The organism is Enteractinococcus fodinae (assembly GCF_031458395.1).
Taxonomy (GTDB): Bacteria; Actinomycetota; Actinomycetes; order Actinomycetales; family Micrococcaceae; genus Yaniella; species Yaniella fodinae.
The window spans coordinates 2855573-2878042 of sequence record NZ_JAVDYJ010000001.1 but is presented as its reverse complement, the minus strand read 5'-3'; the positions used below and the strand labels follow the sequence as shown (position 1 = coordinate 2878042).

Annotated in this window: 17 protein-coding genes; 13 read left to right on the top strand and 4 right to left on the bottom strand. The window is 55.0% G+C overall.

Translation table 11 applies throughout. The features are described from left to right. The first annotated feature begins 3 nt into the window (after positions 1 to 3). The 4 genes from J2S62_RS13405 (at position 4) to J2S62_RS13390 (ending at position 5399) form a co-directional block, all read left to right on the top strand. A complete protein-coding gene (locus J2S62_RS13405) occupies positions 4 to 954 on the top strand; it encodes an alpha/beta hydrolase (RefSeq protein WP_310175600.1) in 951 nt (316 codons plus the stop codon). 283 nt (positions 955 to 1237) lie between these two features. Next, positions 1238 to 2875, top strand: a complete 1638-nt coding sequence (locus J2S62_RS13400) for a long-chain-fatty-acid--CoA ligase (RefSeq protein ID WP_310175598.1) — start codon at positions 1238 to 1240, stop codon at positions 2873 to 2875. A gap of 105 nt (positions 2876 to 2980) precedes the next feature. After that, a complete protein-coding gene (locus J2S62_RS13395; RefSeq protein WP_310175596.1) occupies positions 2981 to 3625 on the top strand; it encodes a TetR/AcrR family transcriptional regulator in 645 nt (214 codons plus the stop codon). A 565-nt stretch (positions 3626 to 4190) separates the two neighbouring features. Next, the gene (locus tag J2S62_RS13390) at positions 4191 to 5399 is read left to right on the top strand and encodes an MFS transporter (protein WP_310175594.1); all 1209 of its coding nucleotides are present in this window, start codon (positions 4191 to 4193) and stop codon (positions 5397 to 5399) included. A gap of 219 nt (positions 5400 to 5618) precedes the next feature. On the opposite strand, the gene J2S62_RS13385 is transcribed toward J2S62_RS13390, so the two are convergent. Next, positions 5619 to 6824 (bottom strand): M20 family metallopeptidase, encoded by a 1206-nt coding sequence (locus J2S62_RS13385; RefSeq protein WP_310175592.1) that lies wholly within the window; start codon positions 6822 to 6824, stop codon positions 5619 to 5621. 231 nt (positions 6825 to 7055) lie between these two features. Beyond that, complete coding sequence (locus J2S62_RS13380; protein ID WP_310175590.1) at positions 7056 to 8279, bottom strand: M20 metallopeptidase family protein; 1224 nt, start codon at positions 8277 to 8279, stop codon at positions 7056 to 7058. A gap of 1018 nt (positions 8280 to 9297) precedes the next feature. On the opposite strand from J2S62_RS13380, the gene J2S62_RS13375 reads away from it, so the two are divergent. From J2S62_RS13375 to J2S62_RS13355, 5 genes are all read left to right on the top strand, one after another. Next, positions 9298 to 10752 (top strand): ABC transporter substrate-binding protein, encoded by a 1455-nt coding sequence (locus J2S62_RS13375; RefSeq protein ID WP_310175588.1) that lies wholly within the window; start codon positions 9298 to 9300, stop codon positions 10750 to 10752. Between the two features lie 9 nt (positions 10753 to 10761). After that, positions 10762 to 11802 carry an ABC transporter permease gene (locus J2S62_RS13370; protein ID WP_310175586.1) on the top strand — a complete coding sequence of 347 codons (1041 nt, stop codon included), beginning with the start codon at positions 10762 to 10764 and terminating at the stop codon, positions 11800 to 11802. Further along, entirely contained in the window at positions 11795 to 13492 is a 1698-nt protein-coding gene (locus J2S62_RS13365) for a dipeptide/oligopeptide/nickel ABC transporter permease/ATP-binding protein (protein WP_310175584.1), read from the top strand. The genes J2S62_RS13370 and J2S62_RS13365 overlap by 8 nt, the downstream gene beginning before the upstream one ends. Then, a complete protein-coding gene (locus J2S62_RS13360; RefSeq protein WP_310175582.1) occupies positions 13489 to 14271 on the top strand; it encodes an ABC transporter ATP-binding protein in 783 nt (260 codons plus the stop codon). Before J2S62_RS13365 ends, J2S62_RS13360 begins: the two co-directional genes overlap by 4 nt. A gap of 242 nt (positions 14272 to 14513) precedes the next feature. Beyond that, positions 14514 to 16121, top strand: coding sequence for a Na+/H+ antiporter NhaC family protein (locus J2S62_RS13355; protein WP_310175580.1), 1608 nt, complete (start codon positions 14514 to 14516; stop codon positions 16119 to 16121). A 58-nt stretch (positions 16122 to 16179) separates the two neighbouring features. Here the strand turns inward: J2S62_RS13355 and J2S62_RS13350 are convergent, their stop codons facing one another. After that, positions 16180 to 17049: an SMP-30/gluconolactonase/LRE family protein gene (locus J2S62_RS13350; protein ID WP_310175578.1), complete on the bottom strand. Its 870-nt coding sequence runs from the start codon at positions 17047 to 17049 to the stop codon at positions 16180 to 16182. A 425-nt stretch (positions 17050 to 17474) separates the two neighbouring features. Here J2S62_RS13350 and J2S62_RS13345 point away from each other — a divergent pair, with 425 nt between their 5' ends. Together J2S62_RS13345 and J2S62_RS13340 are read left to right on the top strand one after the other, a co-directional pair. Beyond that, complete coding sequence (locus tag J2S62_RS13345; protein WP_310175576.1) at positions 17475 to 18188, top strand: enoyl-CoA hydratase/isomerase family protein; 714 nt, start codon at positions 17475 to 17477, stop codon at positions 18186 to 18188. Positions 18189 to 18418: 230 nt separating this feature from the next. Then, positions 18419 to 19957, top strand: coding sequence for an acyl-CoA synthetase (locus J2S62_RS13340; RefSeq protein ID WP_310175574.1), 1539 nt, complete (start codon positions 18419 to 18421; stop codon positions 19955 to 19957). Between the two features lie 117 nt (positions 19958 to 20074). Here the strand turns inward: J2S62_RS13340 and J2S62_RS13335 are convergent, their stop codons facing one another. Continuing rightward, entirely contained in the window at positions 20075 to 20797 is a 723-nt protein-coding gene (locus J2S62_RS13335) for a PaaI family thioesterase (RefSeq protein ID WP_310175572.1), read from the bottom strand. 223 nt (positions 20798 to 21020) lie between these two features. Here J2S62_RS13335 and J2S62_RS13330 point away from each other — a divergent pair, with 223 nt between their 5' ends. Then, a complete protein-coding gene (locus tag J2S62_RS13330; protein ID WP_310175570.1) occupies positions 21021 to 21443 on the top strand; it encodes an acyl-CoA thioesterase in 423 nt (140 codons plus the stop codon). Between the two features lie 154 nt (positions 21444 to 21597). Then, complete coding sequence (locus J2S62_RS13325; RefSeq protein ID WP_310175567.1) at positions 21598 to 22419, top strand: NUDIX hydrolase; 822 nt, start codon at positions 21598 to 21600, stop codon at positions 22417 to 22419. The last annotated feature ends 51 nt before the right edge of the window (positions 22420 to 22470 follow it).

The following is a 22470-nucleotide window of genomic DNA, read 5'->3' as shown; positions in this document are numbered from 1 at the left end:
ACGATGCCGCTCGATTCTGAACTTGCCGAAACGCTCGCTGCAGCCGCAAAAGCAGGGGCTCCACGTTTAGAGACCCTGGGCCCCGAAAAAGCTCGTATCCAATATAGAAGCCTCACCTTCGACTCGATCCCGCATGGGCGAATAGTGCCCGTTGCATCGACCGAGTACATTAAGGTTCCCGGCGGGGCGGGTGAACTCGATGCCAAAGTGTATCGTCCCGAAGGCGAAGGCCCCTTCCCGACGATCCTGTTCATACATGGTGGAGGATGGGTAATCGGTGATCTAGATACACACGAGAACACCGCGCGGGGCCTATGCAGGGGCAGCCAGGCGGTGGTTGTTTCAATTGATTATCGCCTAGCCCCGGAGCACAGGTTCCCCGCCGGACTGCAAGATGCCGTGGAAGCGGCGAGGTGGATCCACACCAATCTGTCCTCCCTTGGTGGTGATGAGCGTTGGGCCGTGGCCGGCGATAGTGCCGGAGGAAATCTTGCCGCCGTGGTTTCCGAGGTTCTGACTTCGGAACACACGCCACCGCAAGCGCAACTGTTAATATATCCCTCAGTTGAAATTGACGGCTCCGCCTACCCCTCCCGATCTCAAAACGCGCGTGGCTACTCCCTCGAAGTCACCACAATGGACTGGTTTGTCCAGAGTTACCTCGGTGACCACGATAAAACGGACCCACGCGTATCGCCTCTTCGATCTCAGAACCTTGCAACGCTACCACCCTCGCTGATTGCGATTGCTGAGTTCGATCCGTTGCGAGACGAGGGGGCCGCGTTCGGGGCAGCATTGCGCGATGCGGGGGTATTCGCTGAGGTTGTGTGTTATGACGGCATGATTCATGGATTTGCTGGCATGACTCACAAATCTGAGGGAGCCAAAAATGCAGCGGAGGATATCTATCGTCGGTTTGGGGACCTATTAAGATCGGATATTTCGACGTGCTAACTACCTCAGCACTCGAACATATGGCGCCTACGCAGCTGTGTGCTAAACGGTCCTGCGGTTTCGGTGCTCATTTCAAAGTTGAGCGACTGGCACATACCTATTTGAGGGAATCGTAGGACTTCGCTTACGCAGTTTCCGGTTTCACGTTGTTACAACGTGGGCTGGGTTTAGTACTGCCTCATACTATTTTCGCCTTATTTACGAATGTAGAACCAACTCGCAGCGCGACAAGCTGAAACATACTCATCGTCCTACATAGCACTGAACAAATTCTTAAGGAGTAATGATGTTAACTGGTATTAGATCGACTATGGGGGATAATATTCCTCTGAATATTGGCGCATTGATGAAACACGCCGCGACGGTATTTCCGTCCACTGAAATCGTTCATCGACGCCTAGACGGCTCCTGGTCCCGTACGGATTATGCCGCGACCATGAAACGCATCAACAAGCTGGCGCACGCACTCGACTCGTTGGGGATCGCTGCTGGATCGATGGTGGGAGTGCTCGATTGGAATCAGCTGCGTCACTTTGAACTGTACTTCGGGGTCCCTAGCGTCGGTGCCACAATGCTCCAGCTCAACATTCGCCTGGCACCCTCGGACCTGAGCTACGTCGTTGAGCATTCCGATGCGAAATGGATTTTCGTTGACGAGTCGTTGCTTCCCGTGGCTGAGGAGATAGCCGACAAGGTGGATGTACACGGCTGGGTGGTGATGACCGACAAACCTTCGTCGGAAATTACAACCAGCCTCAAAAACGTGCATTTCTATGAAGACCTGCTGGCCGGACAACCGGATGAATACGAATGGCAGCTCATCGACGAGAACACCGCGTGTTACGCCGGCTACACTACTGGAACCACTGGGCGACCGAAGGGTGTGTACTACTCGCATCGCGCAATTTATCTGCACACTCTGGGTGTGATCTCTGCTCTTAAAGTCGATTATCTTGACTGCGTCATGCCGATCACCCCTATGTTCCATGTCTTATCCTGGGGATTCCCGCAAGCTGCGGTCGGCGCTGGTGCAAAAATCGTGCTGCCTGGAAGGTTTACTGCTGACAACATTGGAGCTGTGGCGGATGCTCTTGTGGAGGAAGACGTGACGGTAGCCAACGGGGCTCCCTCATTATTCGCTCCCATGTTGGAACACATTCGTCAGCTACCCAAGGCGCCGGACTTATCTCATACCCGACTGGTCTCTGGCTCAACGGAACCACCGCTGGCTTTGATGAAAGGTTTCGCCGAACTGACCGGAGCCAACGTCATCCACGGCTATGGCGCGTCGGAGACGAGCCCGCTCGTGACATACAACTGGGAACTGAAACCCGAGCTCGCTGAACTGTCGGAAGAAGAGAAGTGGGATCGCAAACGTTACCAAGGCGTTCCTATTCTGGGCGTTGAGCTCAAAGTCGTAGATTCTGAAGGCGCCGAGTTGCCTCATGATGGTAGGTCTATGGGAGAAGTGCTCATGCGAGGACCATGGATCGCGACAAGCTACCACAATCTTGCCGACAATTCCGAACGCTTCGTTGATGGTTGGTGGCGATCTGGCGACGTTGGCGTAATTACTCCGGAAGGTTATCTCAAGCTCACAGACCGGCTAAAAGATGTTATCAAATCTGGCGGAGAGTGGATTTCTTCAATCGATATGGAAAATGCGATCATGGACCACCCCAAGGTGCTCGAGGCAGCCGTCATCGGCGTTCCGGACCCCAAGTACCAAGAGCGACCGATGGCATATGTCGTAGGGCGTGAGGGCGATCCGCTATCGAAAGATGAAGTCTATGAAGTACTGGCCGAGAGATTTGCCAAATGGCAACTACCTGACGATGTTCACCTGACGACGGAGTTGCCACGTACCTCAGTGGGCAAGCTCGATAAGAAACGCCTGCGCGCTGCATGGAGCGCCTCCTGAAGAGTAAGCGTTTCACGGAGCATCGCACTGACTGATCGCTGCCTTGGTCCCATTGATTACCACTAGACTCGTAGTGATGACACACCTGCGGCAGGAGGCGAGAGTATGAAGTCAGAGACAAGTTCCTCAAAAGGAAAGTCTGTCCCGCAATTCCTGCCGAGAGTTCTAGCAACACGTAAAGCGCTATTAGAAGGTGCTAGACGAGCATTCGTGGAGCACGGCGGATTTGCCCAGACGTCGATAGATGCCATAGTCGCGAGATCGCAGTCGAGTTTAGGAAGTCTATACAATCAGTACGGAAGCAAAGCTGAGATTTTTCTTGCACTGTACGAGGACTATCACAGCAAGTTATGGCAGGTTAGCCATGCTGCCATACAGGGTTCCCGAGATGCGGGAGAACCGGATCCTCTCAGACAATATCTTGAAGGCCTCAAGGCGTATCTTCGTGAATGCTGGGAAGAGCGCGATCTGACTAAGCTCTTTTATTGGGGCGACACAGCCCCGGGGTTTGAACTGCTTGCGAGAGATACCCTCCGATTGTGGATTGCTGAAAACTTCGATCAACTAGCGCTCGATGACAAAAAGAATGGCGAATTGCTGGCGGCTGCTGTAACGGCAACTGTTGGTGCTGGCGCCAGGGCAATATGTGACAGTCGCACACGTGAGGAAGCAGCCACGGTAGCGGATTTCTACGCAGAGTTGGTCACCAGGCTTGTCATGCCGACCCTCGAGGCTGAGAGACTGAACTGAACGGTGACGGGTGATGCGGTAACCTCCGTGAGAGCGTTCGGTGCGAACTGCTTCAGTGGCATCACCACGCTCCACGAAGGAACCCCGTTCTCTCGCTCGGGGCCGAGATCGTCGTCGCAGGTTTTCATCTTGGCCGAGTTCAATCCGATTTCAGCTCAGCGCCAGTGGTTGTGTTGATGCCCTGGCGGGCTGGTTGCCACCCTCAGGGGGGTGTAGCCCGCTGCAATCGGCCCACGTTGCCCTTTACTGTCCTCTTCATCGGCGTCATGATCGGAATATATATCTCCGTGGCATCGCTGCGTTATTAGTCGCCTTGTACTACTGCCTGCGATACATAACAACAGTACAAAGTTTCCAGTAGGCATCCGCCGTCGGGGAGTACCGCACGGTTCGAAATCGATGTGGGGTACCGTCCTGGTCTTGCTGTTGGTTATGGAGAACGGTCTGGCCGAATAGCGTTTGATCAAATGCGTGTCTAATCGCGTCTATCACCAGGTCAGACTGGCTACGGTGTATTCTGGGGCTTTGGTTGATGGCTTGGAGGAGTATTCATGGGGGTTAGCAGGTGAGGTCGCATACCAGTGCACAGAGTCACCAGGGATGGTGGCCGTTTGCGGTCTCTGCAGCAGCGTTGCTCCTCATCTTCGTTGCCTCCGGTTCACCGACTCCGCTGTTCAATATGTACCGCGAGACGACCAGCATTACAGACGCACACCTCGCGCTGACAACCTCGCTATATTTCACTACCACGGCATTATCCTTACTGCTGTTAGGGCGGCTATCAGATTATCTCGGCCGCCGTGCTGTCTCCATCGCTGCCGTGCTAATCGGCGCCCTCGGCTGTCTGGTACTAACGCAGATAGATGGGCCCGCAGTGCTGGCCATTGGACGTCTTCTGCAAGGACTGTCCTGCGGGATGGGGTCGACTGCGCTCGGCGCGTTTGTCGTAGATACGGCACCGCCTCGGTCAGACTGGTTAGCCGCGTTGATTACCGGCAGCGCTCCACCGTTCGCGATACCCATCGGGGCGTTATTTTCCGGAGCGTTAATGAAGCTTCCAGATGTGACGCCCACATTGGGTTACCTCATACTGAGCGCCCTCTTGGTGATCCTCGCCGTATGCATATTCTTATGTCCAGATACTGTTCGACCCAAGCCGGGGGCGCTGCGCTCGACTAGACCGTATGTCCGCATCCCGGAGGGTTCGGGACGGATGATTTTTGCTGCGGGCGCGGCCTTTGCCGCCACCTGGTCGATGGGCGGGTTTTTTCAATCATTCTCGGCTTCTTTGACAGCCGACTACCTCGGCTCGAGTGACACGTTCGTCATTGCGCTCGTCTTTTCTGCACCTGTCTTACTCAGTCCCATCGGCGGAGCTATAAGCGGACGACTCAAAGTAGCCACCGCGGTCCGTACCGGATTGATCGTATTCATGCTAGCGGTCATCGGATTTATCACCGCCTTGCAATTCGGATCAATTCTTTGGTTCCTGGTAGCCGCCATTGTGGCCGGCTTCGGACAAGGCGCCGCCAGCACCGGCGGGATGCGCAGTGTGCTGAATGTATCGTCTGCCCCAGACCGGGCGGGTGTGCTAGCCACCATGTATCTAATCTGTTACAGCTCCGGTGCGATCCCGAGCCTCGTCGTAGGACAAATAGCGGACTTCGTACCTATCTTTAGTCTCGCGGTGGGCCACGGCGTACTGGTCGTCGTTGCCGTCATCGTGTCAATGGCGACCATCAGAAACCAGCCGCCGAAGCGGCCGTCACACTAGGTCACCGGTGGCGGGGCGCGCATCCCGAGAGTGTCTCGCTCACTTTGACGGGCATGCGATACGTGTCTAAATCTAGTCCGGAGTACAGAACACTGGAGACAATCCGAGGATGCCGTATTAATGCATCACTCAGCCGGTTAATCGAGTAACCATATTTATGGAAGCACGATGTACCTTCCCGGCCGTGTTCGACCGCCGAGAAGGTATCACCTCTGCTGGCTACCGCGCGGTCTCACCGGCCTCGAAGGCGGCGTGGGCACGCTCGACGATATCCCGGTCAGCGAATGCGGCTACCGCAGTTGCGGCGAGCATGAGCGCTCCGTCCCGGATCAGGCCCTCGGCGGCGGGGCCAGCAGCGTCGTCGGCGAATTCACGAGTGTGTGGAGAGCCATCAGCCAAGCGCATCATAGGGTGCATCGCTGGTACGCGCTGGCTAACGTTCCCCATATCTGTGGAGCCGCGGGGACCGGCTGGCACTACGAGGTCTCGACCTAACGCCTCGTAGGCATCTTGGGCGAGCCCAGCCAGGACCCGGTTTTGCATTACAGATTCATAGCGAGGAGTATTCTCCTGAATCTCGACTTCACAGCCCGTCGCGATAGCAGCACCTTCGAAGCACGCCCGCACTCGTGGCAGAATGTCGCTGATCAGGTTCTCTTGGTCTCCCGAACGGAGGAAAACCCGCAGGGCGGTGTGCTCCGGGATGATATTGGGGGCCTCGCCACCATCGGTGACAATCCCGTGGATGCGGACCCCGTCGGGGGTCTGCTGACGAAGTAGACCGATAGCGTTCAATGCCAGGACGCTGGCATCGAGCGCATTGCGACCGAGTTCGGGGGCGCCTGCAGCATGGCTAGCGCGTCCGGTGAACTTAATATCCAGGGCGATGCGAGCCATGGAAGCACCCACTACAGCGTTGTAGCTCGAGGGGTGAACCATAATCGCGATATCCACACCGTCAAGGACGTTTGCCTCGATCAGGGGAACTTTTCCTGCGCCGCCCTCCTCACCAGGGCTGCCGATAACCATGAGGTTGGCGGGCACGTCATGATTTTCTTGGAGCCACTGCTTAACCAGCTGCCCGGCGCCGAGGCCACACGCTGCGATTAAGTTGTGGCCGCAAGCATGCCCAATGCCCTCTAGTGCATCGTATTCGCAGAACACTGCAATCGTGGTGGATTCTGGAGTCGCAGTGCTCGTTGACCAGCGTCCGACAAATGCGGTTTCAAGGCCGCCCACCCCGCGTTCCACTGCAAAGCCATCAGTTTCCAGGGCTTCTGTAAGCACCTTGGCCGCGTGGTACTCCTCGAAGCGGATCTCAGGATTAGCGTGAATATTCATTGCGAGATCAACCAGCTCAGGGAGAACCCCGTCGACGTAGCCGGAGAGAGAATCGAGAATAGCCGGGATAGGGGTGTCAGTCATGGGGTCTTTCCGATTTTGAGTGACATGGCTAGAGGTGACGGTAGTGGTTTTGGACATGTGAAGCTAGCTCGCTTTCTTCGTAGTTATCTAGTGGGTGGTGGCAAGTTCAACAATGTGGTGATGAAGGGACGGCGCGCAATGCAGTGCACGAAGTAACGAGCCAATTGATGCTCCTGTCTGCCCGTAACGCACTGTGCAAGCCCTTTGCTCTTCAATTACACGCAAGGTTTATTATCGAATTAGATGTTGTCGCGCATTGGGCTTCAGAGTATGAGGTTGCCCCAGCTTATTTAGCGCCAACGATGCCAGTGCTAGTGCTTGGTCACCGAGTACGCCATCGTCAAAAAGTACTTCTGGTGAATGGTTCCAAGCACTGGTTTGATGATCAACGTCTGGCGGACTAGCTCTAAGGAAGAAAAACGATCCTGGCACTCGTTTTAGAATCTCTGAGAAATCTTCTGATCCCATCCCAGGTTCTGGCGCTTGCAAGACCCGATTCGGTCCGAAAAGGTTTTCTAGAGTATGCGCGACTTCAGACGTCTCAAAAGGATCATTCATGGTGACGGGGTATCGTACCTGCAGTTCGACTTCTGCGGTACAACCGAACGAAGAAGCTATCCCTGCCGCAAAAGTTGACGTATGGTGCCGTAAGAGTTCGATGGCCTCGGCCGAAAACGTACGCACTGTTGCCCCAAGTTCTGCGGTTTCGGGAATGATGTTGATCGCTTGCCCCGCTTTGAGCTGTGTCACAGTAAGAACCACAGGGTCAAAAGGCGAAAACTTACTCGCAATCATTTCCCCGAGGGAGCCAGCGATCTTGACCAGCGCCGGGACGGGATCGACTGCATTCTCTGGCCGCGATCCGTGCCCACCTTTGCCGTGAACTTTAATACTTAACTGGTTCGATCCAGCTAAGGCGGGACCCGCACGATGTACGAATGTGCCCTTCGGTCCAGGGGATACGTGAATACCGTACGCGGCGATGGGGGGTGCACCTGCAGCCTCGAGGACGCCTTCTTCGATCATCAGTTTGGCTCCGCCATATGACTCTTCGCCGGGCTGGAACATGAAGATTACTGAACCGTGCAGTTTAGACCTGTAACCCGACAACAGTTTGGCAGCCCCTACGAGACCTGCTGTGTGTAGGTCATGCCCGCAAGCATGCATGTTTCCGTTGCTCGACGCATAGGGCAGTCCCGTTTTTTCCTGCAAGGGTAAACCATCCATGTCGCCACGAAGAAGTACACTGGGTCCTTCGTGAGCGCCATGTAGGGTCGCCACGACAGACGAGAGTTGCTCTCCTAAAGTGATTTCAAGCGGCAAACCTTCCAGGGCATTGAGGACTTTTCTTTGCGTTTTGGGAAGGTTGAGGCCAACTTCTGGTTCGGTGTGTAGGGAGCGCCGAAGGTTGACAAGGTGCGGTTGTAATTGAAGAGCCTCTGCATGCAGAGACATATTTACCTCGCGTTCTGAGTGGATGAGCGGTAAGGAGGACTCCACGTGTGACCGACCCTACATTGGCATAAATCACATTCGCTCTCAAGTTGTGGAGTTTTTGTTTCATCGTGAGTAGGGGCGTCACGGGTCTCTGGAGAGGGCTCGGATATAAGAGAGCGCCGAGTTACATCGCGAGCCACGCAGGTGCTGTGAGGCCTCAGGCGTGTATCGCAAAATAGACCACAGCCCGTGGCGAGACATCGCGCCAGTCGGCTAGCACTGCGGTCACAGATTTGCCTGCTCGTGTGCCTGACTATCCGGCGGACGAAAGCATCTGTATGAGAGTGGCAGAGTATCTATTGGGTTTATGCTCCCACCGAACAGGATTCTGTGCGTCTTGATTCCATCTCCTCGGAGATTTGAGAGCCGTTGTGATGCGCGCTGTTCTGCAACACTGGATCCATGGGATTAGCTAATTATTCAGAGACCTCCAAAATTTGACAGGTGGCGATGCTGTGGCGGCGTGGAAGTCAGTAGATGTCGGTGTAACGAAGCTGAGTTGCACATTCACGCAAAGTCTCTGCGTTAACAACTCGAGCTGTATGTTGGCTGATTTTCGGGCGTGTAATAATTTTGACAATGCTACACGTCACGCTTACTGTCGAGAGCGTCACTTCAACCTTCGAGTAGATCACTCATGCCTTTGAGCGGGTCACATTTTCGCTCAAACGCAACATACGGGTGTGAGATGAGTCCCTGCTTATCTCACGGCTGATGTGACAGAGGCTCTTACGCCCCTGTCATCACTGTCTGTTCGATGAAGGGCAGTAAACGAACCGCACGTTAATCACACACGAAGAATTTTTACGCGAAAATGCGAGGACAGATGAACATGCTCTCTAGTAGGCCGAAGCTTCCGATGACCAACCGGTCTCGCCCCAAACTGTTGGTGAGCACAGTTGCAGGAATGTCGGCATTAGCTCTTACACTTTCAGCCTGCACAACGGATGAAGGCAGCGCCGCAGCCGGAGGTGAAATGTCTACTGACACGATTCGCACATCGATGATCGCTGACCCTAACAGCTTCAACCCACTAGAGGCTCAGGGCTCCAGTGCCGCCTATGTGGACGCTCTCCTATATGGGACACTTCTCTCCCAAGATCCTGCCGGGTCACTTGTAGGCAATCTCGCCACTGACTGGGATGTCACCCCTGAGAAAGGTGTCTTTACTATTCGTGAGGGAGCGACTTGTTCGGATGGCACAGAAATCACTCCGACAGTGGTAGCTGATTCGCTCGAAGCGTTCATTGATGAGTCACGAAATAAGCAGATCGTATTCGGACCTTCAGATCCAGAACTCACAGCAGACGACGAAGCTGGAACTATCACCATCGAATTAGAAGTTCCGTGGGCAGACATGGTTCACGGGCTGACCTTGCCGGAAACGGGAATCATCTGTCCAGCTGGGCTTGAGAATCCAGAACAACTGGCGGCAGGGGAAGTCGACGGAGCTTATTCCGGGCCCTACACCCTAGATAACTTTCAGCCTGGCGTCACCATAGACTTCTCACTACGGGAGGAATACGAATGGCCAGAGTATGAAACGCCGTTGGAAGGAGTACCTGCCACCACGATCAAGTACGCAATCAACAGCGATTACAACAGCGTCGCGAATGGCCTACTCACCGGTACCATCGACGTCTCCCATATTACTGGAGAGCCGATGGAACGATTCGACGGCAAGGATGACTTTCACACAGAGCGGTATCCGGCCGCTGTGCAGTTCATAATGTTCAATGAGCGCGAGGGGACACCCTTTGCTGATGAAGAGAACCGCCGGGCAGTGGCTCAGGCCCTAGACAGGGAAGCGTTCAATCAGGCCGCCACGAACGGTAATGGCGAGTTATTGACAAGCTTTGTGCCACAAGAAGTCCAGTGCGCACTCACAGACGACTCACTGCTCTTGCCACAGGATGCTGACTCGGCACAGGCCACTCTAGAGGGTGAGGCAATTCGTCAGATTGGCACCCAGGCTGTAGGCCCTAACGGTGCCGGCAACTCCTATGTTTCCCAGGCTCTGGAAGAGGTTGGAGCTAATGTCGATCTGCGGAACGTGGACAACACCACTTGGACTACCGATTTACATTCAAACCCAGAGTCTTGGGACATTACAGTGTCGGCGTTGTTAAACCAATCTCGAACGATGTACGGGGGGCTTTCCCAATTCACTGGACCTGCTCCTGAAGACGGCGGCCGTAATAGCACCGGCAGTGAGAAGACTGAGGTTCTTGAACGGGTCAGCGAAGCTCAAGCAGAGCCAGACGAGGAGAAGCGCTGTGAGATTTATCAGGAAATCCAGCAGGGTCTCATCGATTCCGCGCACTTTGTGCCGTTGAGCACCCTGGCTGCTCAGGCGACCGCTGCTGAAGGCTTCAGTGTCCAGGTGGTCAATGGAGGCATCCAGCCAACAACGATGCGAATCACGAAGTAAGTATCTATCATGACCTCACTTCATACTGATACCGCCGCCGTCTCCGGGAAAGCTGAGCAGCTTCCCGGAGACGGGCGGCCGCCCCGTCAACTGCGAGACCATCCCTGGGCTCGGTTTGCGCTGGTGCGCACTGGTGGATTCCTGCTATCTGCAGCAATCTTAATCGTTGTCACCTTTCTCATAGTGCCCTTGATACCGGGTGACCCGGCCGTGGTAGCCGCAGGGGAGGGAGCCACCGCGGAGCAAATAGAACAAACTAGGCAAACTTTGGGCCTGGACGAGCCTTTTCTTGTTCAATTTTGGAGCTATATTGTAGGCGTCTTCACCCTAGACATGGGATACTCATTCTCCTCTGGGGCAATGGTTACAGATGTTGTATTAACCCGCCTTCCGTACACCGCTCAGATTGCACTGCTGGCGATTAGCTTCACGCTTCTTATCGGTGTACCTGCAGGTATGTGCGCAGCTCTCCTGACACGAGGCGGACGCAACCGCTGGATTGACCATTCTTTCAATCTCTTGACCAGTTTCGTTTATGCGGTGCCGAACTATGTACTCGCCACCTTTTTGATCTTCATTTTTGCGATTCAACTCGGGTGGTTTCCTTCGGGGGGAGCAGAGTCACTCGCTTCCTTAGTCTTACCAACAGCGGCGGTAATGATTGGACCGACTTGCGTCATTGCCCGTGTGGTGCGCCGAGAAGCAGCCACCATCCTCGAGCAAGACTATGTACGGACAGCCCGCGGCTGGCGCTTAGGTACTTGGCGGACCCATTCCAGGTACGTACTTCCGAATCTACTCACCACCACCTTGACCTTGGCAGGCCTGATTTTGGCAGGAATGCTCGGCGGGGCTGTCGTGATCGAGACTGTATTTGGATGGCCGGGGTTAGGTAAGGGCGTGGTAGACGCAATCATTTTCCGTGACTATCCAGTGATACGGGCAATTGTGCTTCTATTGGGTCTCCTAGCTACCCTCCTCATCATCCTTGTCGACGTCATTCTGGCGATAATCGATCCTAGAAACCTTGAGAAAGGCCACAATGGCTAACCCAAAACGCTCGCTATGGAGTCCGGGACTAATTGTTGGCCTGGCGCTCCTTGCTGTACTCACTCTCATCGCAATTTTCGCGCCTATGTTTCTGCAAGACGCAGCGAACGACTTAACCGATAATCGGGGCTTGCCGCCTTCGAGCGAGCATTGGTTAGGCACGAACAATTTTGGCCAAGATAATCTCGCGCGTGTATTAGTAGCAACCCGATTGACGCTGCTCATGACCTTGGCTGCTTCGGCAATTTCAATCGGTTTCGGGTTGCTTATCGGGATAGCCATTTGGCTCGCGCCGACAAAGGTCCGCGAGTTTTCGCTGCGCTTACTCGAAACCATGGTGGCGTACCCAACTTTGATCACCGCTCTGATCATCGCCGCGATCCTTCAGCCTGGAGCAATGACAGCAATTATTGCTATGGGCGTCGCAGGAATACCGGGCTTCGCCAGGGTTACGGCCAACCTCGCCCAGCAGGTAACGAAAAGTGATTATTTTGTTACCGCGAAGTTCCTAGGAGTACCACCCTCCAAGCTAGCAACTCGACACATGATCCCGTCGATGGCTGAGCCATTGCTCGTCCTATCGACCACTATTTTCGCATCAACTCTCGTCGAAATTTCAGCTCTATCGTTCATCGGTCTCGGGGTACAACCGCCTCAATATGACCTAGGCTCTCTGCTGAACGACAGCCTTGATTCGCTATATACTCAACCAGCTGAAGCGGTCGGACCAGCCGTACTCATCGTGGTGGCCAGCATCGGAGCGATGCTCATCGGCGACGCTCTGGCAGCTCATGCTAATCCTCGCACCACTCGTGTCTGGAGTCCTCGTAAGCCGCAGGGTAATCCCATTGATAACACTGCGCAGGAAGACACAGCGCTCGTTCGGGTAGAAGACCTGCGAGTGACCATGCCTGGAGAGGGCGGAGGAACCGAACTAGTACACGGTGTGAGTTTCTCTATCGACCCTGGGGAGATCATCGGCATTGTCGGTGAGTCTGGTTCCGGAAAGTCGCTAACTGCGATGACGGTAGCAGGACTCGCTCCAGACAACTTGAGCATCAACGCGGAACGAGTCCGGGTAGGAACGATGAACATGTTGTCGACCCCTCGGCCAGAAGAGCTGGCGAAGGAAATCAGCATTGTGTATCAGGACCCAGGTACGACTTTTAGTCCCTCCCTCAAAATGGGTGGTCAGTTAACCGAGGTGCTTCGAAAGCATGCGAACAAGGGGAAAAAAGAATCCAGAGCAATCATGGCAGATGCACTCGAGAGGGTAGGTATTGATCGACCTCACGATAGGTTAGACCAGCATCCTCATGAGCTCTCTGGGGGAATGCGGCAGAGGGCGATGATTTCAAACTCTGTAGTGACATCGCCGTCACTCCTTATCGCAGACGAACCCACAACCGCCCTGGACGTTACCGTACAGGTTGACGTGTTGCGACAGTTCCGCAAGCTTCGAGAAAAACACGGCACTGCCATCCTATTCATCTCGCATGATATTGGGGTAGTACAAGAATTCTGTGATCGCGTACTCGTGATGGAAAAGGGCAGAATCGTTGAGGAGCTGCAACCTGATCAGATCAGAACGCATGACGTTTCGCACCCTTATACGCGCCAGCTCCTTGAGGCGGTCCCGGTACTTGACGTAGAGCAGGAGATAGCAGCAACTGAGAAGGTACGACCATGAAGAATCCGAATACAGAACCTCTCGTAGCCACGCAAGAGCTTAATCTTAGCTTCGGATCGGCTCATATCTTGAAGGACGTGTCAGTTTCTCTCCCACATAACCGTACTGTTGGCTTGGTTGGGGAGTCAGGGTCGGGCAAATCGACCTTAGCCAAGGCGATTGTGGGCATGAATCGAATCTCATCGGGCAAGCTTATGATTGCGGGTGAAGATATGTCTCATCCGACTCCTGCTCAACGGAAACAACTTTATAGGCAGATCCAGTATGTGCCGCAAGACCCCTATTCGTCTCTTAACCCTCGCCGCACCATCGGGCAAACCATGGCTGAGGCGCTCGATCCGATGCGAGCTAACCCTCGAAAACACGCGAAGGAAATCAGCGAGGCTCTTGGGGCGATGCAACTTGATTCGCAGTCCGCGAGTAGGTACCCACACGAATTCTCGGGGGGACAGCGCCAAAGAATCGCAATTGCGAGAGCGCTAATCGTCAAGCCCAAGCTGATCGTTGCCGATGAGATCACTTCGGCACTTGACGTTTCAGTGCAAGCTGAAGTAATTCGCATCCTCCAAGAGCTACGCGAGGATATGGACTACTCCATGCTTTTCATTACCCACAACCTAGCGGTTGCACAAGCTGTTTGTGATGAGGTTGTTGTAATGCTCAAAGGTCAGGTAGTTGAATCAGGAGCCACGCAGGAGGTCTTTTCTCGGCCAAAAGAAGAGTACACGAGAAAACTGCTCAACTCTGTACCAGGCGCACCGGGGTTCAGTCTCGTGTGAGGCCGATGTCCGGCCCTTCTAATGCGCACCGGCTTCATGTTTGCCATCCCTCATCGAACGCCTACAAGACAAAGGCGTTCGGTGAGGGATTTAAATTATCGGAAATCTACGGTTAGCCTGAACTACGTCTATATTCTTCGGCGGATGTCGCTTCGGTGGCGCACGCACGATACGGCTGAGTGGGCGCTCTGCCGCTGCTACTCTTATGTGAATACTTTGCATAACTCTTGATGAGGTCGCTCATGCTAGATGCCTATCCGATACTCACACTGCTGCCGCCACTGGTGGCAATCATCCTGGTCATCGTCACCAGAAAAGTCCTGATCTCGCTTGGTGCCGGAATCGTTTCCGCCGGCTTGATCCTGGCTGAATTCAACCCACTGACCATGGTGATATGGATCTGGGATGCGATCGTCCGGCTCGTCTGGGCCGACGGCGAGCTCAACTGGTTCACCATCTTGATCGTGGCGTTCTTGTTCCTCCTCGGTATCATCACCTCGCTCGTCATGATGTCGGGTGGGGCAGCAGCGTTTACCGAATGGGTAGCAAAACGCATCAAATCCCGTCGTGGCGCTCAAGCGCTCACCGGGCTGCTGGGCATGATCATCTTCATTGACGATTACTTCAATGCGCTCGCCGTCGGCCAGGTTGCCCGACCGATTACCGACCGCTATCGAGTATCTCGGGCGAAGTTGGCGTATCTCATCGACTCCAGTTCGGCGCCGGTGGTCGTGCTGATGCCCCTGTCGAGCTGGGGTGCCACCATCATGGGGATCATGGCTCCGGTACTTGCAGCCTCAGCGCTGATGGTCTCCCAGCTTGAGGCCTTCGTGCTGGCGGCCGCGATGAATTACTACGCGATCGCCGCACTCGTGCTGCTGTGGCTTACGATTTTCCTGGGGATCGATTTCGGTGCGATGCGCCGTGAAGAACACCGCGCCGTAGCCGGTGAGGGTCTCTACAGAGCCGACGATGTCGCACCGGCTCAACTCAATGACACCGTGCCAACGCCCACCCAGGGTGTTATGCGCGCATTGCTCCTGCCGTTTATCGTCCTCTTCGTCGGCGTGATCATCGGGATGTATGTCTCCGGTGGCATCATCGGCGGCAGCTGGGCGCTGCTCGACACCCTGGAAAACACAGATGTCGCCATCGCGCTCAACGTCGGCGGCATCGCTGCCTTACTTGTCGCCCTGTATTACTGCCTGCGCTACACGAAAGACAGTACACAGTTTCCGACGGGCACCCGCCGTCGGGGAGTGCTGCATGGGGCGAAATCCATGTCGGGCGCCGTGCTGATTCTCCTATTCGCCTGGGTGCTGGGTGACTTGATCGGCGAACTTGGCACCGGTGAATACCTGGCATCACTCGTCGAGGCGCTGGCGATGCCGGCCGTGTGGTTGATCCCGGCACTATTCGTCATTGCTGCGCTCATTGCCTTTGCGACCGGGACGTCCTGGGGTTCCTTCGGCATTCTGTTACCCCTGGCCGGTGAGATGATGAACGCTGTATCCGGCGGCGATGCGTTCTTGATCGCCAGCTTCGGTGCCGTCCTTGCCGGTGCGGTATGGGGTGACCACAGCTCACCGATTTCGGACACCACGATTCTGTCGAGTACTGGCGCTGCATGCTCGATCCCCACCCACGTTTCTACCCAGCTGCCCTACGCTTTTGTCGGAGCGCTCGCAGCTCTAGCGGGGTACGTAGTGTATGCGCTGACCCAAAGCGGCATCATCGGTCTCGTTGTGACACTTGGTTTAGTAGTGGGGATCGCTCTGGTGATTCGAAAAGTACGCCCACCCGTTCAAGAGCAGGATGTTGCAGCCGTGGGCGTCGCGCAGAATAACTAGAGCACCGCGCTGAAGTAGCGAAAGCTAAGTTATGAGCCGCCTTGACGAGGTGGAACCTCTACACTTTTGCTGTCAGTAAGACACCTTCGCGAGTGTCACGTCGCTCGTGTTCAGCGAAGGTTGGTGCGGCGCACATGAAAAGGGTTCGACCATCTGAGCCCCCGAGAGCGCACGCGAACACGTTGAGGTCGCCGGTTGAAACCTGATCGACAATCTCGCCGCCTTTGGCCACGCGAACTACTCGCTGTCCGATCGCGTCTGCAACCCAAACGGTGTCGTCCTCGTCTCTGCACAGCCCGTCTGGGACTGCTGACACTGACTCGAGTACCTCGGCGATGTCCTCGCTCGTGGGCTCCGGTCCGAAACTCGCCCAGTCCTGCCGGGCTGACAGCTCACCTGAGGAGTCCACGTTGAAACTGCTGAGCCGATTGCCGAACGATTCCGAGACCACCAGGGTACCGCCGTTGTCGAGAAGATCCATCCCATTCGGGAAAGCGAGATCGTCAGCAGCGACCTCAGCCGAGCCGTCCGGTTGGACGAGTACGATATTTGCGGTTTGCACAGGAGCACCAGACATGAGATCGAAGCCGAACGAACCGACGTAGGCTCGTCCTGCCTCGTCGACAATCATGTCGTTGAGGTGCCACGTGGTTAATTCCGACAGGTCGGCGTGTTCGGTGAGCGAGCCGTCTTCTTCTTGGCGTAGCACACGACGATCCCGCATCGATACGATCAGAAGTCGCCCATCTGGTAACCAGCCGAGCCCCGAAGGCTGTTCCGGCACAGTGGCCACTAGTTCAACTTTTCCAGACTCATCAATGGCAAGGACCTGGTGAGTGTAGAAGTCCGACACATATAGCTTGCCGTTGCGCCACCGGGGTCCTTCGAGATAGCTGAAACCGTCGGCCAGTTCTTGTACGTTCGTCATCGGGGTGTCCTTTCGATAAAACTACTAACGAATTGCCGGTTCGGCCGACAGGCTGAGAAGTGAGGGGGCTTTTAATAACCGTTGTACGGGGGTTCTTGAGATGTCAGTCCGGGCTGCGACTGCTGACGGTCCGCACGATGTAGGAAGTGAATTTGGTTTAGAAGCAGCTGTCGACTCAAAATGCAGCCTAAGTGTGACTTGGGGCACTGTCAAGATAATGGGCAGATACGTTATCGTGGCTCAGCTCCCTAAACGGTAGGCATTCGTGCTCTGAGCTAGGGCAGCCCGAAGTAAGGACGCGCAGCGGAGGTATCGCTTCGTGGATGACTGTATGGCATCCTTCAAAAGATGCCGGGCAGTGTGCTGGCCATGCTAGCCGTGGCTATCGAATGAACAAGATATTCATAGACTTCGCAGGAGCATTCATGATTCGTCGATCGGTTTCCGATGGCATTCTCACGCTGACAATTGATAATCCGAGCCAGGCGAACGCCCTGACTGCAGAAGCGTTAGAAGAGCTGTGCAAAGCCTTTACTCAGGCATCTGACGACACTGAGCTGCGTGGAGTGCTCCTGACCGCAGCCGGCGATAAAGGTTTTTCGGCGGGAATGCACACGGCCCAATTCGATCACACGAGCTCCACGCGTGCTTATGAGACGATCTCATTGCTGGGAAGTGTATGCGAGGCAGTAAAAGACTGCGAGCTTCCGGTTGCCGTAGCCATGCGTGGTTACGTTATCGGGGGAGCGCTAGAAATCGCCGCTGCAGCAGACTTCCGCGTAGGGAGTACCTCATCTTGGTATTCGATGCCTGAGGTCCGCATCGGCATCCCCTCAGTGCTCGAATCGGTCAACCTCCACCGACTCATGGGATGGACGAAAGCTCATGAGCTGATTCTCACGGGAAACCAATTCTCCGCAGATGATATGGAACGCTACGGTTTCCTGAACTATGTGGTGCCCGAGGCAGATGTTGAGGAAAAGGCGCTCTCGTACTTGTGGGACACCATGAAATCGGACCGTGAAGTCATTGCGCAGCAAAAGCGGCTCTTTCGAACCTGGAAAAATACCTTCGAACGAGAAGCGGTTGCTGACTCAAGGAAAGAATTCGCACTAGCTTTCGCACGGAAAAACGACTAAGCCTTATCGCCCACTTTGCTATGGGGCAGGGCGTCCTGAACGTGTGAACCACCTGCTTTAGGTGCACGATTCTTGGGAGGTCGTACGTGCTCGGGACAACGTCTGAAGTAAATACGTGAAACCATGGACAGTCCGGGCGTTCACTCGGTAACATGCATCACAGTGATTGGGCTCACAAGCGAGCCCGTTAAATGTTTAGTCACACCACACCGTGTAGGAAGAGTGAGCAGATGTATCCAGGTCTTTGGGCTGCCAAGAACCCCGAGAAGCCCGCCGTTATTATGGCTGACACTGAGGAGACGCTCAGTTATGCCGAGTTAGAAGATCGCTCGCTACGGCTAGCGAATCATTTCCGCAGTCTCGGTCTGAAGCCGGGGGATCATGTGGCCATGATCGCCGAGAACCGGATGGAAATCATCGAAGCGTACTGGGCCGCGCTGCGCAGTGGAACCTTCATCACCGTGGTGAACCGTCACCTCACCGTGCGGGAAAGCTCGTACATCATTCACGACTGTGATGCCTCCGTCGTGCTGATTTCTGCTGGGTTGTCGATTGCTGAAGAACTCAACGAGGTCTGTCAAGACATCCCGCATCGCATTGCCGTGGGCGGCACTCTACCCGGGGCTGAAGAATATGAAGCCGTATTGGCTGCTGCGAGTCCTGTTCGGCCAGATTATGAGCCGCGCGGTGACGATATGCTCTACTCCTCGGGTACCACCGGTAATCCGAAGGGGATCTTGCCGGCGTTGAAAGACCAGCCGGTCGAAGACGAGGATATCCCGTTGGTGCAGCTCTTTACCCAGCTGTATGGTTTCGACGAGAACTCGGTGTACCTGTCACCTGCTCCGCTGTATCACGCGGCCCCGATCCGATTTGTGATGACCACGCACTCTCGTGGTGGCACAGTAGTCGTCATGCCGAAGTTCGATCCAGAAACGGCGTTGTCGCTCATCGACAAGTATCAGGTCACCCATTCGCAGTGGGTGCCGACGATGTTTATTCGGATGCTCAAGCTGCCTCAAGAGGTACGCGATCAATATGATGTCTCGAGCATGAAGGCTGCCATCCACGCTGCGGCTCCTTGCCCCGTTGAGGTCAAGCAGAAAATGATCGAATGGTGGGGCCCGGTTATTCACGAATATTATGCAGCGACAGAAGCCAACGGCATCACCGTGCTCAATAGCGAAGAGGCGCTGGCCAAACCCGGTTCCGTGGGGCGCGATGGACTGATGGGCACCGCGCACATTGTCGGTCCCGATGGCGAAGAGCTGCCCGCCGGTGAAATAGGAACGATCTACTTTGAGATCGAAGAAGGCCGCGAGCCATTCGTCTACTACAAAGACGATGAGAAGACTCGAGGCAGCAGGCACCCGGTACATGAGCGGTGGACGACCACCGGGGATCTGGGCTACCTCGACGAAGACCGTTACCTGTATATCGTTGAGCGCAAGAGCTTCATGATTATCTCCGGTGGGGTCAACATCTACCCGCAGGAAATCGAAAACGAACTTGCCCTGCACCCGGATATCAGAGATCTAGCCGTCGTCGGTGCCCCGGACGATGAGCTTGGTGAAATCGTGGTGGCCTATCTTGAAGTTGAGGATCATGCGCAACCCGGTGAGGAATTGGCCGAAGAGATCCGCGAGTGGCTCAGCGATAAGCTCGCGCGCTACAAGATTCCTCGCCGTTTCCACTTCATCAATGAAGTGCCGCGCACACCGACCGGCAAACTCGTCAAGCGGAAGCTGACCGAGACTACGACTGTTTAAGAGCGAATCGAAGTGCGTAGGTAGCTGCAACGCCGGATGGGGCCTTGGTCTCATCCAGCGTTGCAGCGTCTCGGCGCGTGAGCTTCCGTTATGAACTGAGACCCTGCGCGCATGTTTTTATAGCTGTCCGGGCTTGAGTGCGACCCATAAACCTTCGGCTTCAGCGCACAGTGTTTGTCCGTCAAACAGTTTCCCACTCAAGAACTGTTTGCGTCCGTCGACCCTGGTTACCCGTCCCTGAATCGTAAGTTCTTTATCCACCGGTGTAATAGACCGGAAGTCCGTATTCAAGTAGGCAGTGCGAGAGGTGGGTAATTTTGCTCTGGTGCTCACGTTGCCGAGGAATTCGTCAAAGAGTAGCGTGACCGCGCCACCGTGCACGGCGTTGTTCATTCCGGTCCAGAATCTGCCGAAGGTGACCTTGCCTTCCATAGCAAATATTTCTTCCTGGGGTGGTTGTGAACCGTTAAGGCCCTGGTCGCGCTGTTTCAGTACGACATCGTCGTAGACAGTGGGCACAAGTGCTTGGCCGCGGTCGTCGCGTTGGGGCCAGTGACCCCACAGACGCTCTGGGTCAGGAACTTGCTGGTTTCCTAGGAACTGAGTCCATTGCTCGAGATCTTGAGCTAAACGTGTTGCCTGTTGCTCATCGATGTGCGCTCCGGCGAGGGCATTGAGAAACGGCTTGAGCGCATCAATCATTTGACCGTATGAGCTGAACAGTGGTGAGTCCCGGCGAGCGTTGGAGGCCAAATCGCGCATAGCTGTTATGCCGTCACGGAGTTCAGCAGGAGCATCTAGATTCGTAGCCGTGGGCGATGAGAAATGATTGTTGTGCATGAAAATCTTCCGACGAAAGGATATACATCGTATCTTCGATGTGGTCTATGTCGCTTATACCACGAAATCGTTGCACCACTCATCCATGACCGTAATGGTCTATTCAACCGAAGGCACTGGCGTTTCATGAGGCTGATGAGGCAAGGCACTATTGCCGGGGCTATCGAGGTTTGCGAAAGTGAATTTAGCTGATAACCATCTGACACGGGAAGTCGAGAACAACATGAGTGAAAGAAAACCCCTTGCCCGCACCGAGGTACAAGTGCGCTATCACGAATGCGATCCTTCAGGAATCGTCTTTCATCCGCATTATCTGACATGGGCAGACATGGCGAGCTTCGACTGCCTCGAGGCGACCACAGGGCCATACTCGGACCTGGCGGATCGGGGAATAGGGCTCGTGGTGGCAGATTCGAGTGTTCGGTACCTGGCGCCGTGTACTGCGGGTGACGAGCTCGTGGTGTCAGGATTCCTCGATCACGTCGGCACGACCTCGATGGTGCTTCGGTTCGAAATACATAAGCCTGAAGAACTCGTAGCCGAAGTGACGAACCGATATGTCTGGGTGGACGCGGAGAGCGTGAAACCCATGGCGCTCCCAGAAGATATTCGTTCAAAACTGGTTGCACACCTGTCCGAAGGGTAGATCGACCTTAGCTGTTACACAACTTCACAGTGACGACAGTCACGGTAGAGTTACTCCTGATAGAAGAACTAGGCCGCTTAGTAAGGGTCTTCACTGGCGCCCATCAGAGGCGCACTGCGCTAGTTCTCTCCGACATCACTTGAAAGATTTGAGCATGACAAAAAATACTGACGTTCCTGTTAAAGACGCTGCAACAGTGATTCTATTGCGCGACGCTCCGGGAGGGCCTGAAGCGTTCGTCATGGAACGCGCCATGACCATGGCTTTTTCGGCAGGGGCCACGGTGTTTCCCGGAGGTAAAGTTGACCCCGCTGACACAGTCCACGACGAGCTCTTTGTCGACGTAGAAATGCCGTACTGGCAGCAATCGCTCGGCACCTCAAGTGAGCAAGCAAAACGGCTCATGATGGCCGCAATACGCGAAACGTTCGAAGAGGTCGGTGTGCTCTTTGCTCGGCCAATCAGTGGCGGGGAATTGGTGGATCCAAGCAAGTTCGAAGAAGAACGCGCTCGCATCGAGGCGGGTGAACTCGTCTTTTCAGATTTCCTGGCTCAGAATCAACTGGCCCCCGACTTTTCCTATCTGCGTCCTTGGTCGCGATGGGTTACCCCGGTTGGCGAATCGAGACGCTACGACACCCATTTCTTTCTCGCTGCTTTCCCCTATGGGCAAGAGGCTCGACTGGTCACTGAAGAAGCGACCTCAGCGTCTTGGATCAAACCACAAAAAGCGCTGGACATGTTTGGTCAGGGCGCTACCTATTTAATGCCGCCTACCTGGGCCCAGTTTGATCGGCTCAAAGAGTTTAATTCAGTCGAGGACGCACTGGCCGCAACCCCCCAGACTGCACCCATTGAACCTGAAGTCCTCGCCGGTGCCAAGCCCTTCAAGGTTCGTTTTCCTGGTGCAGAGAATTACTACTTACTGTCTCCACAACACAACGACTCGAAGTCGTCCACGAACGCCTCCTCCTAACGGGAGGAGCCACGTTGCGCTCGGACTGTAGCTGCAGCAGAAATCACCTGC